Origin of the sequence: Spiroplasma phoeniceum P40 (assembly GCF_003339775.1) — a bacterium.
Taxonomy (GTDB): Bacteria; Bacillota_I; Bacilli_A; order Mycoplasmatales; family Mycoplasmataceae; genus Spiroplasma; species Spiroplasma phoeniceum.
Window position 1 is genome coordinate 435,153 of the sequence record NZ_CP031088.1, and the last position, 15,179, is coordinate 450,331.

Here is a 15,179-nt window from a genome sequence, read left to right on the forward strand (position 1 = left end):
TAATTATACTAAAATTAACATAAAAAAAGAATAAAAATTTTATTCTTTAAATAACAGTTTCCGTAACTCGTAATTCACGGATAACTGTAATAACAATATCACCAGGAATTGCCTTTGCTTGTTTAATTTTTTCCTTAATATCAAGCGCAATTTTATGAGTACGAGCATCATCATTAATAATTGGATTAACAATAACTCGAATTTGTCGTCCTGCTTGTAAAACATAAGCTGATTGGACACCATGGACTGTTTGGCAAATTTTTTCTAACTCATTCATTCGAGCAATATAATTTTCAACAGTATTATTACGACTGCCTGGACGAGCAGCTGACAACGTATCAGCTGCTGATACTAAAACAGAATAAGGATTAGTTACTGGTACTTCGCCATGATGCGAAGCGATTGCATTAATAATAATTGGATGTTCATTACATTTTGTTGCAATTTGAACACCTAAAGTAACATGACTTCCTTCATTTTCAAAATCAACTGCTTTTCCAATATCATGTAATAACCCAGCACGCATTGCAATTGCAGGGTCTAACCCCAGTTCACTTGCCATTATTGCTGCTAATTTTGCTACTTCGACAGAATGTAATAAGACATTTTGACCATAACTAGTTCGATATTTTAAAATTCCTAAGTGACGAATTAATTCAATATCTAAATTATCAATTGCTAATTCAGCCGCAATTTCTTTTCCTGCTTCAAGAATTGTCATTTCGATTTCTTCTTGTTCTAATTTGATTGTTTCTTCAATTCGCGTTGGTTGAATTCGGCCATCAAGTAATAATTTTTCTAAAGTTTTTTTTGCAATTTCCCGACGAATTGGGTTAAAAGATGAAATTTGTACAACATTAGGTGTATCATCAATAATTAAATCAACCCCTGCTGCTATTTCAAATGTGCGAATATTACGTCCATCTTTACCAATAATTCGTCCTTTCATATTATCATCTTCTAAATAAATTGAAGTTGTTGTTTTTTCTGCCACAACTTTTGCTGCATAACGTTCAATTGCAGTAGTAATAATGTTAATGGCTGTTTGTTTGGCATTAATTTTTGCAGTATTTTCAGCATTTCGTAAAAATTCACCAATTTCCTTTTGATACCGATCACTTATTTTTTTAAAAAGAACATCTTTTGCTTCTTCAAGTGAATATCCAGCAACTTTTTCAAGTTGATGAAGATTTCGTTCTACCATTTCTTGATAATAGTTAATCTTTCCTTGCAATTCTTCTTTCTTGCGAAACACTTCTTGCTCTTTGCCATTTAATACTTCTTCTCTCTCAACAATTAAACGTTCTCTATCTACTAAAAATTTTTCGGTTGCTAAAAATTCTTCACGTTTGCGAGTTAATTCATCTTTCATTTCTTGTCTAATTTGTGCTGCTTCAACGCGTCCATCTGCTTTAGCAGCATTAATAATTTTTTTTGCTTTATCTTCTGCTTGTTTAATTTTTAATTTTGTTTTTTTGATTAATTTAAATCTTAAATATTTTTCAAATAAATATCCAAGAAAGTAAGAACCTATTGCAACAGCAATAAGGATAATTACTCATATGTGTGTTTGCATAATTATTTCTCCTTTACTTAAAAGATTAAGTAAGAAGTATTAATTTTAAATATATAAGTGGAATACTAGCAATGAAATCATTGCCACATATTATTATACTCTTTTTTAGAAAAATTTTCGCAGAAGATTTCAATTTTATACGAATATTTTTTCATTTCAACCCTATATTTTAATATTTTTTTATTATTTTTATTAACTTTTAATCAAATTTTAATCAATTTCAACATCATATTTCTTTTTAATTTCATTAGAAAAAAATCATTTAATATTTTTCAATTATCTGTTTGCTTTTCTTCTTGTGTTGCTAAAATTCAATAAGCAAAGGCTTCAGCAAATAATTCCGCATTGTTTTCTGATCCATAGCGATATTCTACTATACTAAATAAATTTTCAAATAAAAAATTTACTAATCAACTAATAACATTAGGTTCTTTTACATAATCATAATTGTATCGAGCATACTTGGAATTGATAATTGAATAAGCAAGCTCTTTTTTATTTTCTCAAGATTCATCTTCTTTACCCTTTGCTTTTGCTAAATATGTAATTAAATAATCACTTGGTAAAACATTATAATACATCTCTTTATTTAAAAAAACTTGCTTAAACTTATTCCATCTTTTAATAAATTTCGGTATCCCTTTTTAAACGAAAAATATGTTTCAAAGGCATGCGCAAATTCATGTGCTATTATATGAAGATTAGTTTTACTATTAGTTGAAACATAATTTTGGTCTTTAGCTAAAAAACCAATCTACACAGTATTAACAAAATCTAACATATCAAACGCTATTGCATGAGAATATAAAATATCATTATTTGTTTTAACAAAATGATTATAGGTACATCCCATACCACACATTTGTGTTCTAATTACATTTAATTTTTTATTTAATGTGAATAATCATTCTGGTCATAAATCAGAATACATAAAATAGTTTTCATATTTTGGGGCATCCACAACAGAATTTTTTTTAACTATATTATTTAAAGTTTTTAAACCATATGCTTTTACAAATTTATTCATTAAATTAACAAAATCACGTTCTGCCTCAATCGTATCTGTTACAAAAGGAACTTTTTGATTATCATCATCAAGATAAGAATATGCTTTTACTCTTGTATATGTTTTTAATGTTGATAATTCAACATTATTACTTTCAAAATTTTCAATAACTGCTTGAAAATATTGAAAAAATTCATTTTCAAAATTACTTGTTGATAATTTATCTTCTTTTTCATAAGAACTTATGGCAACAAGTTCTGGCATCATAGTAACAAAACTTGTGGCAGTTAATAAACTTAAAATTTTTTTCATTCTATTTGTGTCCTTTCTTTTTTTATTTATTATTTTTTAGAAGCCATACTAAGTTGTTTGATATTAAATGATTAATAACCTAACTCTTTTCATTTGAATTTAGTAATTTTATTATACATAAATATTAAATATATATTATTACTTATTTAATATTTTTTGTTGCATTTGCAATTACAATTTACAAATGAAAAAATGTTTTTTCTTTTTAAGAAAAAACATTTTTTATGCATGGGGACTAAAAGGGTCAATAACTGTTAAAGTATCTGGTTCTTCTTTTTCTCCCATTTTTCGATCAATTTTATAATAACTATTATTTGACATTTTAATTCATTCAATAATATCTTTTACTTCAGCTAATTCTTCATAAAAGTCAATAATAAATCAATCATAAAATTTATAAGTAACTAAATCACCAACTGTATTGGCATGCTGTGCTAATTTATTTGTTAATTCAGCAAAATATGCTCGCTTTGTTTGATAGGTTTCCATTAATTCAATAATATTTTTAATATCTTTATATTCTTCAACAATATTTTTAATTTGATAATGTCCATCGCGGTCTAAAACAAAATTCATAATTCGACGTTGATGTAAAACTTCATCTTGTGCTTGAACTTGAAAATAATGGCTAAAACCAGGAAACCCTAACTTATCAGCGGCTGAACTTAAATTATAGCAAAAAAATTGCATTTTGATGTGTTCATCAATATAATGTTCTAAATCTTTTTCAATGTCGTTTGTTAACATAATTTTTCCTCTCTTTCTATTCTTATTGTACACTCTTAAAAGTTAATTATTCTCATTTTAATTTAAAAGCAATTTTTTTATTAAAGTAATAAAATTGATTTTCTTTAAATTGGAATTTTGATATTTCAATTTTTTTTGCTTTTGGATTAATTTTTAATTCATCAAAAACAATTAAATCATTCAAATCAAGATCAAAAATTGTTGTTTTTTGTTCATTAATATGAGGATAAAATTGATACCATCCCGTTTTAATTTCATTTCCCTTTTCAGGAGTATGAATAATAGCATTTAATAATAATCCCAATTGTTTTTTCGTCAAGGTAAAATAATTATTATCATCAGGTTTTGATAAGATTAATGTTGTTTGTTGTAAAATTTTACTTAAATTAAATTTAAAAGTTTGATTAACAACTAATTCATCAATAAATTTATTATTTGTTTCTGGTAAAGCAACTATTTTAAAACTATAATTAATAACTTCGTGCTTGCTTGCTTCTTGTTCATTTGTTTTAACATATTTTAATTCAAAATATTTTTCAAAAGGTTCACCTTGATATCCTAAGAATTCCATAACTTTTGTCTTAATGACTACTGGTAATTTATTAACATAATTATCTTCGCCAATAATGATACTATTATTTAAATATTTTTCAAATTTTCATGTTTGCAAACTATGAAAATCAACATATTCTTTTTCATACATAAATCCATTTTTGCGGAATTTTTTCGGCGCTCCTCATTGCGCATAAATTGCTAATCCTAAACCAATTAGGGCAATTAAAATTAAGACCATATAATCTAGCGTACGATGATTTTTAATAAATAAACTTGTATCATCATCACGTTGTGTTTCTAAAATAAAACGAATAAAATTTCATAAAAAGAAATAAAAACCAGTTTGCACCCCGCTACGTGTGATTGCATAACGCCCCGGATTATTTAATTTTGTTAATGCAGCACTATCATTATGTCATCATTTTTTAATTCTATTGGTAAAACCAGTTTGTTCTTTTGAACTATCTATTTGCCCACTTTTTTTAGCCATTTCATCTAATTGCTTTTGGTTTGGTACATAGTTAAAATATGCTTTATCCCAAAATTCTTTTCAAGTCATTTTATCAGGTTTAAGATATTTTCGATTAAAAAAATGAATAAAATTATATTTTAAATCAAAAGGATATTCTTTAGGGTCTTTTTTCCATGGTTTTTTACTAAATAATTGTCCAGCAACAGGAATAAAAAAAGTAATAAATAATCATGCTAAGAAATTAAAGAATGATTCATATAAAAAGATCGGTTGGCGAAAGAAAATTTCACCAATGTTATTTGTTTCTGGTGATAAACCATCTCACTGCCATAAGTTATCCCGAATAAAAGCTGGTAATCAACGTAATGAATCATATGAAGTAACACTTCCTAATAATTCATGATTAAAAAAATTACCTCAACGACCTAATACTTGTCCTAATAAAATGTTTGGAATAATACAATCCGTATAAACTCAAAGTGAAACTTTTGCTTTTCGACCAACAATGCCAAAAACAATTAAGCCAGTAATTGTTCCGAACAAAACACCACCATGAATACTCATCCCAGCTTTTCAAAACGCAAATAAAGACCAAAATGGAACATCACCTGGTTCTAAAATTCAAGGATGATTAACATCATTATTAAATTTTCCAAAAAAACTTGCTCCAAATAATGAAAATGGAATAATAGCAAAAATTGATCAAATTAATGGTTCAATCGGAACTTTTTTAAATTTTAGTCGAATAAAACAGGCTAAAACCGAACAAATCATTCCTATTGTAATAAAAACAGCATACATATGAATTCATCCGCCATATGTTGCCAAAATATTATGTGGTGTATTAATTGGATTAATTCATTCTGGATTTGGTGGTACGCTTGTTAATAATAAACTGTTCATTTATTTTTTCACTCCTTAAGTGTTTTTATTTTCTAAATTATAAAACAATGCATAATTATTATATACCAAGTTCAAATAAAAAAGTCTATTTATTTTTAGGACTTAATTGTAATCTTACTTTTTTTAAATTATAATTTACCTAAAACAATATTACTTTTTTTAGAAAGCGATGTGAAATAACAAATGACTAGCACTGCGTTATCAGAAACAGCAGTTAATAAAATTAAAGCACTTCACCAAGAACATATACAAAATCATTATCGAAAAAATTACTAGTTTTTGACGTAAATCAATCATTGTTGATGTTATTTTCAGTTCATTAATCTTAATTTTTACTACTGCTTTATTTATTGGTATTATTCTTACTTTTATTGCTAATAATAATGACCCTGAACTTACATTTTATTTAATATACTTACCTTTACCGCTGTTAGTAATAACAATTATTGTTTATATGTTGATTAAAGCCGGTGCTATTAGTATTAGTCTTTTTCTTAATCGATTAGATTATAATGAATATTACCGAATTGCAATTGCTGATCTTTGAAAAGATGAAGTTATTTTAGATGAAATAAGTAATAATTTTAAGATTATCACAGAACCCAATTTCACTAGTTTTAGTAAAAATCCCAAAAAAATAATTTATTACAACAAAGTTTAATTCGCGTTAGTAGCTTAGAAGAAAAAATTAATAATAAAGTTATCAATGGCACAATAAAAAATGTAATATATATTATTTTGAAGTTTTTAATAAAATTAAGTAATTAGAAACAAATTATGTCTCGCTTATGAATAAATGATAACAAAATTTATAAAAAATTCAACTTTTTTAAAAATTGATATTTTTAATTGAATAAATAATTTTATAAAATGAATTATGTAAAATGAAGTGCAACAAATTTTTATTAATTAAATAATATAATAAAAATTACAAAAATCAACCATAAATTTAAAAAAATTAAAAATATTTTAATTTTTCTTTTATTTTATAAATATTTAAAACAAACTAAAAAATAATTTATTAATTTTAATTAATAAATACATATTTTATTATTTTAATGACATATTTTATGAGTTAATATACATTTTTAAATATTTATTGTTTATATATTCTGCAAAAACATTTCTTTAGCACTTATTCAATTTAAACACGGTCGGAGTTTATCATTTATTAAATTATTAACTACTCAATTAATTCGTTTTTGACTAACATTATTAAAATCAGTTCCAGGAGGAAATCATTTTCTAAACTCACCATTTATATTTTCAATTAGAGGTTTTTGACGAGGTTTACCAGCATCACAAAAATATACTTGTGTTTCAGCAAATATTTCCATTTCTCGTCATTCACTAAATTCTTTACCTCTATCTGTTATTATTCCTTTTATTTTTCCAATTAAATTATTATTTATAACAATATCTTTAAACTTTTTCTCAACTTCCCTAGCAGTATGATTTTCTAATTTTATTGCAAAATATTTTTTACTTGATTGTTCTACTAAAACTAAACAACTAGATTGATGGTTTTTTCCAACAACAGTATCCATTTCTAATCAACCAACATTAGAAACTTTATTTTCAATATCTCAAATTGACTTAAAATCAGTTAATTTACCACGATTATCATATTTTCCTTTTGTTTTATATTTTTTACCACGATGTCGCAAATTATGTTTTAAAAAACCATAAAAACCTAAACGAATTCATTTATACAATGTTTTAACACAAACCGGAAATTTAACACTAAATTTTAAAAAATAACGATAAATAAATTCTCTCGGAGAATCACAATATTTATTAAGTCTAATTTTCATAAAATTAATCTGCTCTTCCGTAAATTTACATCTTTTATTATTCTTTTTTCTTTTCTCATAATACATTTTATCTGACTTATAAGCACTATATTCATCAGTAGTTTTAAAACGCTTAATTTCTCGTAAAATAGTACTACGATGTCTATTCAAACATTTAGCAATTGCAGAAATATTATGTTCACCATTCTTTTTTAAAAAAATTTTTGATAATAATGATTGTTCTAATTTAACTTTATCCATAAAACTTAAATGACTATACATAACATTTATTGTAGAAACCACATACATTTTGTATTTTTGGTTTTTACAGTTTTGGAAAGTAAATTTTTTTAATATTTTTAATTGAGGAGTTAAAATTATGCAAACAAAGCAATATTTTATTTTGTGGTCGTTAGTGAAAAAGTATGGTAAAGATAATGTTATTAATACTGTTAATAAGATTGCAAAAGATATTGAAATTAAAAAGTAAAAGAATAAATTATTCCGCGTAATTTATTAGCGGATAATTTATTCAGTAGTGTTTTTAATGGAGCGAAGCGACAACGAGCGGAGCGAGTTTGCAAATTTCAATTTTTTAGTTTTTAGAAAGGAGATGTATTATGCCAACTTGATTAACGACAATATTTAGTGTTGTTATTGTATTAGCAATTTTTCTTTATTTTGGTTTATCAATTTATCAAAAAATTAAACAAATTCGAGGAAAGAAAAAAGAAAAAAAAGAAATTGAAAGAAAGGAGAGTAATAAATAATGCTAGGTATGTATTTAACAACAGCGTTTAATTTTTTAACAGCACCTACACCTAAAACTATGACTGAGGGTATGACTGGTATTTGAACTGGTTTATCTAGTGCATTATGAAAAGTTAAAGAAGGTATAACAAATATTTTACCTGAGATAATGGTTTTCTTAGGTGAAGCGTGAATTATATTAATTCCATTTGCTATATTTTGTATTATTAAAATCTTAAACTTTTTCCGTGTTATGGTTAAAGGATTTTAATATTTATTATAATCGATTATATATCTTAGTTAAGGCACACTAGGAAGTTTTAGTGAAATAATTGTTTTAATTGGTGATACCATTCATGATAATCAAAAAATAGATGGTATCACATTTGTAAAAAATGAATTTATTAAATAGAAAAATGAACTTATTATATTTACTATTAAAGTTCTTAATAGTTATTTTCAGTGTGCCAATTTTTATTATTTTTATATTTAACAATATTTATTAACAGTGTTTATTAAACATTAAATAAACAATATATTAGCATTATTTATAACATTGTTAATAATCAGTGTTTATTACAATTAAAAAACATTATATAAACATTATTTATAACATTGTTTATTAAATAAATATTTAGTTAGGAGACTATATTATGGATATGAAATTTAAAACAACTAAGGAATATAAAAAATTAAAAAAAGAATTTATTATTATTAATTTTGTTTTTGTTTCTATTTATTTTGCTATATTAATTATTTCTGGTCTTTGTATTGTTTCTTTAATTTGGTCTTTAAATGTAGGAGATATTATAGGTATTTCAGGTTGTTTAATGCTTTTTGTTGTACTTTTACCATTTGTAATTATGGAGCATATATCAGAAGTTAAGGAATTTAGAGTTGCAGTATTTAAGAAACAATTATTACCGTTAGAAAATATAGTTGGAAAATTAGGAGAAGGTAAAATGCTAAGAAGTGGAGATGATAAAATTGAGTAATTTTGTTAAGAAAAATCAGAATGTAGAAAATTATTTTATTAGTAAGGAATTTATCCCTTTTACAACAGAAAAAGCAAGTTTTATAAATTTGCCTAATCATAATCGCCATATTGGTTTTTGGTTGAGTAATAAGTTTATTTATTCGAGTGAAAAACATTCGGAACAAGTAGAAATCGGTTTGATTTATGATAATTCTTACCCTATTGTAAAATATGATGAAAATTTAAAGCGAAATATTTGAAAATATTTAACTGGAACAGAATTAATCAATTTATATAATCAATATAAACAAAATTATTTTACTAAAATGAAAAAAGCTTTATTTTTAAGTGAACCTAAAAAAGTAAAAGCAAATAATAACAATAATAATTTAACAAATTGAAGTGTTGAAAAAGAACAAGAATTAATTAATGATTTAGAAAGTTTAAATTAAATGAGTTTATATGATTATTGAGTTCAATTTGTTAGTTATATTATTGGTGCAAATGCCCCTGAGTTTTTATATGTTATATCGTTTGTGTTATTTATTGTTTTGTTTTTTGGAATGTTTTTTAAACTTATTCAAAAAATGTGGAGTTTTTAAAAATGCAAAATGATTGAATTAAATTAAAAGAGTTTTTTATTCATGTCTTTTTGTTTATAGATAAAACGAATGTTGAAAGTATTACAATGTGGAATTTAACGCAAAATGAATATTTAACTTTAATGGTTGGTGTTTGAATTGTGATTTTGTTTTTAATTTGGTTTTTCTTGTGAATGGTTTTTAAAATAGTTGGGTATTTTAAATAATGAAAAAATTTATATTTTTCTTTAAAAATTGTTGTTATATTAGTGGTTCAATGCTTTTGTTTAGTTTAATTGATTTATTTACTTTGGATAATTTCTTTGTATTGTGTTGGTTTAGTATTTTGAATATTATTTGCTTTGCAATGTGTATATTTTGTGTGATGATTGTGAAAAAATATTTTTTATCAGTTAAATGCTTTTCGGTTAGTGAATTTTGTTTGAGATAATCCGTTATCGGTAATTATTGGTAAGTTAGGAACTGGTAAAACATTACTTTTAACTTATTTGTCGCAAACTATGAAATTATTGACAGATGAAATTTATAGTAATTATCCGTTAGAAGATGATAAAGTTAAAGTTTTAACATTTAAAAATTTAGATTTTACCGATAGAACAAAACCGGTCCCCCCAGATGATAGTGTTATTTTATTTGATGAAAGTTATTTGTATATTGATGGAACTAGTCCTCACGATGAGAAAAAAGTTCATAGTGTTAAAATACCGTGAATTGTTTTAGCGAGACATTTTGGGAATCGTGCGTTGTTTACTGCTCAGCGTGAAGGTATGATTTGAAATAATATTCGCCAGTTAGCAAGTGGAATTATTATTCCAATTTCATTGAAAAAACCCGTTGCTAAAAAAGGATTTAATTTTTTTAATCGTTTCTTTATTATGCGAATGGGAATTTTTCAAGATATAACGGATTATGAAATTTGAAAAACAAAATCAGTAGAACGAACAGCAGAAGGTAAAAGAGTAAAACATAAGTCGGATGTTGGGTTAGGAATTCGGTTTTTTAAAATAATTATTCCCCTTGAATTCGCTAATAAGTATGATAGTCAATGGTTAAAGTTTGTGCGTGATTTAAAGAATGATGAAATTGTTAATAAAAAAAGAATATTATTGGTCAGAAATCACAAAATTAAGCGTTAAAGAACGATTGGAGTTATTTGATATTGATATTTTGAAAAAGAATTTAAAACCTAAAAAAGAGAAAGGAAATAGTAAAGATGATTAATTTATTAGTTGAAAATAATAATAGTAATTGAGACAAGATTTTTAGTTTTGTTTTTGATATATTTTTGTTTATTTTTGATGTAATTTGAAATACAAAATTACCGATGACAAATACGTCAATTGCTTATTTTTTAATCTTTTTTATGGTTATTAAGTTATCGATTTATGCAATTCACGGTACATCAACACAATATAATAATTTAGGTTCGACAGTTAATAATGGTGTTTCGCAAGTATATTCGTCAACTGTACGAAAAGGTATTAATTTTGGTAAAAATGTTTATCAGAATAGTAATAAGCAGCAAGTTAAAAAAGAACTTAAACGACAAAGTATTAGATATCAAGCGAAAAATATTAGAAGTACTAAATTTAAAGGAGATAAAAAGTAATGATTAAATTAGTTTTATTGGTGGCGGCGATTGCGATATTTGGTACTGGTTTTATTACTGTTATTATTAATCAATTTACATCAGCAAAAAATATTATTATGGATTTATATAATTCTGATACTTGGTTGATTTGATTATTTGGTAGAATGGCAGTTTTGTTTAGTCATCCGTTAATGTTAACGATATCAAGTTTATATATTGTTGGGTTTATTGTTTCAAAAACATTGTATAGTTAGGAGTTGAGTTTATGAAAAAATCGTTATCTTTATTTGCCATATTTATTTTAAGTTTTTTGGGTTTGGTTATTCCATTTATTACTTTAACGGCGTTTAGACCCTTAAATGAGGAGCATTATATGCTTAAACAAGAGAATAAGTACTGGTAAAGGTATTAATGAAAATGATTTTATTAATACAATGTTTTTACGCAGTATTTTTTTTGAAAATTGGTCGGAAACAAATTATTTTATTAATCCAACTTTAAAAACATCAAAAAATTTATTGTTTAATGATAAATGGTATTTAGATTTTTTACAAGATAGTTATGACCGCGTAAAATATTCGGTTGGTATAAAATTTCCAAAAACTAAGAAAAAGATAGATATAAAATTCTATCTTTTTTAATTAGGTTAAAATTGTCGTTAACCTTGCTTAGTTTAAGAAAATAACAGCAAAACCAACCGAATAAAACTCTCCTACTTGGAATGTCGTAAAACCAAGCAAGCGAGGATAAACAATACAAGGGTGGCCGTACCGCTACGACATAATGCAGGCAATTCTTTTAGGCAATATAAAAGAGTTATCGTGGTTTGGGGATAAATCTTTAACCTGCAATGGTTAAAGGGTAAGTGTTCCACAATAAAAAAATTTAGAAATCTTACTATTTATAAGGAGGATTTGAAAGTGTCTTTAAAAGAACTCTGTTGAAAAGAGTTAAAAATTAAATTAAAAAATAAGAGAGTATTAATTAATAAATGTCAGTGTTATATCAATGAGGACTTTACAAAATTAACCAAAAACAAAAAAGGCGGCTGAAATTATAAAAAGTATGCTCGGCATTGCTTAGCAAAATTAGAATTTATTAATAAACAAAAAATAAGTTATAATCTTTTATTTTTGACTTTACAATGCAAAAATAATCACCAAATTATTAAAAAATTAATTTTTAAGAAAAATAAATGATGAATTATTAATATCAAAAATTAGAAAGGAGAAATTATATGGTTGAAAATAATATCAAAAATACGATTAGCGAGTTAATTAACGAGATTAAAACAACAACAGAAAACAATTTAAGCAATTTAGAACAAATTATGGAAGCTTTAATTGATAAAGTTAATAATATTGAAAATATTTTAAATCAAATACGATAAAAAAATTAAACCAACTATTTATTAAAATTAGTTGGTTTTTTATTTTTGATAAATAAAAAATAAAGGAGATAAAAATAATGAGGAAAAGTTGTCCTAAATGTAGATCAAAAATAGATGGTGATAATAAAAATTTATGATGCACAAATGTTTATTGTATTTTTGCAAAAAACCCATATATCTTTAAAAAGAAAAAATAGATAAATATGTTTGTTTGTGACTCTTTTTTTTTTTTTTTTATTTAAGTTTTTAGATGATCACTTAGTTATTTAAAATGTTGTGAAATATTAGAAAATTTGGAGGAATTATAAAATGAAAACATTACAAGAATTAATTAAAGAATTAACAGGAGTTACTGTTGAAAAACAAAAAATTAATGAATATTTAGAATATGAAACATTAGATTTACAAGGTGTTTATTTACGTTGGACTAATTTACAAGGTGCTAATTTAACTCGTGCTGATTTACGAAGTGCTAATTTACAAGAGGCTAAATTACAAGGTGCTAATTTATGATGTGCTGATTTACGAAGTGCTTATTTATCTGGTGCTAGAATTACAAAAAAACAATTAGACCAATTAATTATTATTGAGGAGGATAAATAATGGGAAAAAGAAAATATTGTGAAGATTGTCAAGAAGACGGATTAAATATTCCTTATGATGGTTATTATTGGTCTTTTTCAGATGAAAGATATACAAAAAAAGAAATTGATTTTATTGTTAGCGAATGTTCTGCTAGAGAATTAAGACAAAATTTTAAAGCTAAATTGCATTATGTATGTGCTAATTGCCTTATTTCATATTGCTAGTGAGGAGGAAGAATAATGAATGTAACAGAAACAATTAAATTTAACAAACTAAAAGAAGAACTTGCTGAAAAAGATAAAGAAATTAAAAAACTAAAATCAAAACATTTATTTAAAGAAGATTTTTATTTACTTTGTGAAGAAGATAAACTTACATATGATTGAGAAAGTTTACAAACTGATGAAATAACAATTGAAATGCACTTAAAATATTGTGAAAGTAATAATCATAGATATTGCCTAATTAAAGATATTAATAATTTACCAAGTAAGGAGGATAAATTAAATAATGAATATAACAGAATCAATTAAATTTAACAAAGTTAAAGCAGAAAATGAAAAACTTAAAAATAAACTTGATGAATTAAAGCAATTTCAATTAAAGAAAAGTGATATAACTTTACACTATATTGAACCTCCTTTTAGGAGTTGTTTTATTTCAAATAAAAAAACAACTCTAACAAGAGTTGCTTTTTTGCCGCTTCATCGTACACGATGCCTATCTAAACTACCATCTTCATTTTTAATTGGTTCATTTTCTTCATTGATAAGAACATATTTTACATTTTTTAATGCCATTGTTTTTCCTCCTATTTTTTAATATTTGTATTTGTTCTTTTTCTAATCGCTTTTTGTATAATTTCAAAACTATCTACTCGAAAAGATAAAAAATAGCGTTTAGTTTTTATATTTAACTGATTAAATACTGAGCCTTTAATTTTTATCTCATCTTCTTTTTTTAATTTCAAAAATTCAGTTAAAACAGATGGGTTATATATTGATAATGTTGAATAATTTAATCCGTCTCACTGACATTTAGCCGAACAAACATCAACTTCAACGCCACCAGCAACAAGTGCTTTAATTTTAGTTTTAATAGGATTTTCATGTAATTTAACAGTTAATTCTAACTTATTAACTTTTTTATTTTTTATTTTAGGTTTATTAGTTATTAATTTTTTAGATAAATTACTTTTTGTTTGTGCCATTTTTATCAACTCCTTTTAATAAAAAATATTGTAAATGTTTCCAAGCATCTAATTCATGCTCTGTCATTTTAATATTTCCTTTATAAATATAATTTTTCTTAACAACGGCGATTGTAAAACATAATTTAAATTAAATAAATATTTACATAAAACTTTTAAACCACCAATAAATTTAGGAGTAGATAATGGGTTTTTTATTTTTAAACCTTTATGAAGTTGGTAATCTTCAATTATTACAATAACTTTGCTTAAATAAGAACAAATTTTATTTTTAAAATCATTTAATATTAAATACATATTATTTATTGCTTCTTCTTCATATTAGAATTAAAAGTAATATTATTAATTATTTTCTTTTTCAAAAAATTATAAATAATAATACCAGTTTGTCCAATTCCAGCAGGGTCAATTGAAATAATATATTTTAATTTACTTGATTTATTTTTTTCTCAAATTGTAATATTTTTCATCCATCTGATGCTAAATCTAAAATATCGTTAATTTTGTAATGTTCCATATAAGAAGCAATAAGATTTCACTTGTCTTTAAATAAATTTAAGTACATTTTTGCTCATTCTAAACATTGCAAATCATAATGTTTTTTATGATGTGAAATACGACAATTAATAGGTTGACAATTAACTCAATCAAATGATGTTGTTATTTCATTTCAAGTTTTATTAATATACAAACTTTTATATTCTGTCATTT

The 15,179-nt window shown here is 24.4% G+C and carries 23 protein-coding genes and 2 pseudogenes; 15 read left to right on the top strand and 10 right to left on the bottom strand.

Translation table 4 applies throughout. The features are described from left to right. Positions 1-46 precede the first annotated feature (46 nt). From rny to SDAV_RS02855, 5 genes are all read right to left on the bottom strand, one after another. Positions 47-1,576 (bottom strand): ribonuclease Y, encoded by a 1,530-nt coding sequence (gene rny, locus SDAV_RS02835; RefSeq protein ID WP_114564464.1) that lies wholly within the window; start codon positions 1,574-1,576, stop codon positions 47-49. Positions 1,577-1,641: 65 nt separating this feature from the next. Further along, entirely contained in the window at positions 1,642-2,157 is a 516-nt protein-coding gene (locus tag SDAV_RS02840; protein ID WP_114564465.1) for a hypothetical protein, read from the bottom strand. Positions 2,158-2,330: 173 nt separating this feature from the next. Beyond that, positions 2,331-2,894: a hypothetical protein gene (locus SDAV_RS02845; protein ID WP_114564466.1), complete on the bottom strand. Its 564-nt coding sequence runs from the start codon at positions 2,892-2,894 to the stop codon at positions 2,331-2,333. Positions 2,895-3,116: 222 nt separating this feature from the next. Continuing rightward, positions 3,117-3,641 carry a ferritin gene (locus tag SDAV_RS02850; RefSeq protein ID WP_114564467.1) on the bottom strand — a complete coding sequence of 175 codons (525 nt, stop codon included), beginning with the start codon at positions 3,639-3,641 and terminating at the stop codon, positions 3,117-3,119. 46 nt (positions 3,642-3,687) lie between these two features. Further along, positions 3,688-5,571, bottom strand: coding sequence for a prolipoprotein diacylglyceryl transferase (locus tag SDAV_RS02855; protein WP_114564468.1), 1,884 nt, complete (start codon positions 5,569-5,571; stop codon positions 3,688-3,690). A 169-nt stretch (positions 5,572-5,740) separates the two neighbouring features. Here SDAV_RS02855 and SDAV_RS02860 point away from each other — a divergent pair, with 169 nt between their 5' ends. Further along, positions 5,741-6,232 (top strand): hypothetical protein, encoded by a 492-nt coding sequence (locus SDAV_RS02860; protein WP_245938486.1) that lies wholly within the window; start codon positions 5,741-5,743, stop codon positions 6,230-6,232. 442 nt (positions 6,233-6,674) lie between these two features. Here SDAV_RS02860 and SDAV_RS02865 read toward each other — a convergent pair whose 3' ends face one another. Beyond that, positions 6,675-7,646: an IS30 family transposase gene (locus tag SDAV_RS02865; RefSeq protein ID WP_114564469.1), complete on the bottom strand. Its 972-nt coding sequence runs from the start codon at positions 7,644-7,646 to the stop codon at positions 6,675-6,677. Positions 7,647-7,984: 338 nt separating this feature from the next. Here SDAV_RS02865 and SDAV_RS02870 point away from each other — a divergent pair, with 338 nt between their 5' ends. The 14 genes and pseudogenes from SDAV_RS02870 to SDAV_RS02930 all read left to right on the top strand — a co-directional run bounded on the left by SDAV_RS02870 (position 7,985) and on the right by SDAV_RS02930 (position 13,791). Continuing rightward, positions 7,985-8,134 carry a hypothetical protein gene (locus tag SDAV_RS02870; protein WP_105298620.1) on the top strand — a complete coding sequence of 50 codons (150 nt, stop codon included), beginning with the start codon at positions 7,985-7,987 and terminating at the stop codon, positions 8,132-8,134. Further along, positions 8,134-8,385: a hypothetical protein gene (locus SDAV_RS02875; protein ID WP_114564470.1), complete on the top strand. Its 252-nt coding sequence runs from the start codon at positions 8,134-8,136 to the stop codon at positions 8,383-8,385. The genes SDAV_RS02870 and SDAV_RS02875 overlap by 1 nt, the downstream gene beginning before the upstream one ends. 382 nt (positions 8,386-8,767) lie before the next feature. Then, positions 8,768-9,109 (top strand): hypothetical protein, encoded by a 342-nt coding sequence (locus tag SDAV_RS02880; RefSeq protein WP_114564471.1) that lies wholly within the window; start codon positions 8,768-8,770, stop codon positions 9,107-9,109. Beyond that, positions 9,093-9,542 carry a DUF3627 domain-containing protein gene (locus SDAV_RS02885; protein ID WP_114564472.1) on the top strand — a complete coding sequence of 150 codons (450 nt, stop codon included), beginning with the start codon at positions 9,093-9,095 and terminating at the stop codon, positions 9,540-9,542. The genes SDAV_RS02880 and SDAV_RS02885 overlap by 17 nt, the downstream gene beginning before the upstream one ends. 152 nt (positions 9,543-9,694) lie before the next feature. Next, positions 9,695-9,898: a DUF2649 family protein gene (locus tag SDAV_RS02890; RefSeq protein WP_114564473.1), complete on the top strand. Its 204-nt coding sequence runs from the start codon at positions 9,695-9,697 to the stop codon at positions 9,896-9,898. Continuing rightward, positions 9,898-10,913, top strand: a pseudogene (locus SDAV_RS02895) (hypothetical protein). The gene SDAV_RS02890 and the pseudogene SDAV_RS02895 overlap by 1 nt, the downstream one beginning before the upstream one ends. Then, the gene (locus SDAV_RS02900) at positions 10,906-11,301 is read left to right on the top strand and encodes a hypothetical protein (RefSeq protein ID WP_114564474.1); all 396 of its coding nucleotides are present in this window, start codon (positions 10,906-10,908) and stop codon (positions 11,299-11,301) included. The pseudogene SDAV_RS02895 and the gene SDAV_RS02900 overlap by 8 nt, the downstream one beginning before the upstream one ends. Continuing rightward, complete coding sequence (locus SDAV_RS02905) at positions 11,301-11,537, top strand: hypothetical protein (protein WP_015967964.1); 237 nt, start codon at positions 11,301-11,303, stop codon at positions 11,535-11,537. The genes SDAV_RS02900 and SDAV_RS02905 overlap by 1 nt, the downstream gene beginning before the upstream one ends. Before the next feature lie 11 nt (positions 11,538-11,548). Further along, positions 11,549-11,885, top strand: a pseudogene (locus SDAV_RS14595) (spiroplasma phage ORF1-like family protein); the annotation flags it as partial. A 318-nt stretch (positions 11,886-12,203) separates the two neighbouring features. Then, on the top strand, positions 12,204-12,506 hold the full coding sequence (locus SDAV_RS02915) for a hypothetical protein (RefSeq protein WP_114564475.1): 303 nt from the start codon (positions 12,204-12,206) through the stop codon (positions 12,504-12,506). Between the two features lie 14 nt (positions 12,507-12,520). Then, complete coding sequence (locus tag SDAV_RS11850) at positions 12,521-12,673, top strand: hypothetical protein (protein ID WP_158500439.1); 153 nt, start codon at positions 12,521-12,523, stop codon at positions 12,671-12,673. Between the two features lie 309 nt (positions 12,674-12,982). Beyond that, positions 12,983-13,276, top strand: a complete 294-nt coding sequence (locus SDAV_RS02920; RefSeq protein ID WP_114564476.1) for a pentapeptide repeat-containing protein — start codon at positions 12,983-12,985, stop codon at positions 13,274-13,276. After that, positions 13,276-13,482: a hypothetical protein gene (locus SDAV_RS02925; RefSeq protein WP_114564477.1), complete on the top strand. Its 207-nt coding sequence runs from the start codon at positions 13,276-13,278 to the stop codon at positions 13,480-13,482. The genes SDAV_RS02920 and SDAV_RS02925 overlap by 1 nt, the downstream gene beginning before the upstream one ends. A gap of 15 nt (positions 13,483-13,497) precedes the next feature. Further along, positions 13,498-13,791, top strand: coding sequence for a hypothetical protein (locus SDAV_RS02930; RefSeq protein WP_114564478.1), 294 nt, complete (start codon positions 13,498-13,500; stop codon positions 13,789-13,791). Between the two features lie 93 nt (positions 13,792-13,884). On the opposite strand, the gene SDAV_RS11855 is transcribed toward SDAV_RS02930, so the two are convergent. The 4 genes from SDAV_RS11855 to SDAV_RS02950 form a co-directional block, all read right to left on the bottom strand. Continuing rightward, entirely contained in the window at positions 13,885-14,058 is a 174-nt protein-coding gene (locus SDAV_RS11855) for a hypothetical protein (RefSeq protein WP_186823456.1), read from the bottom strand. An 11-nt stretch (positions 14,059-14,069) separates the two neighbouring features. Then, on the bottom strand, positions 14,070-14,468 hold the full coding sequence (locus tag SDAV_RS02940; RefSeq protein WP_114564480.1) for a hypothetical protein: 399 nt from the start codon (positions 14,466-14,468) through the stop codon (positions 14,070-14,072). A 302-nt stretch (positions 14,469-14,770) separates the two neighbouring features. Beyond that, the gene (locus SDAV_RS11860) at positions 14,771-14,938 is read right to left on the bottom strand and encodes a hypothetical protein (protein WP_186823457.1); all 168 of its coding nucleotides are present in this window, start codon (positions 14,936-14,938) and stop codon (positions 14,771-14,773) included. Then, positions 14,893-15,177: a hypothetical protein gene (locus SDAV_RS02950; RefSeq protein WP_114564181.1), complete on the bottom strand. Its 285-nt coding sequence runs from the start codon at positions 15,175-15,177 to the stop codon at positions 14,893-14,895. The genes SDAV_RS11860 and SDAV_RS02950 overlap by 46 nt, the downstream gene beginning before the upstream one ends. Positions 15,178-15,179 lie beyond the last annotated feature (2 nt).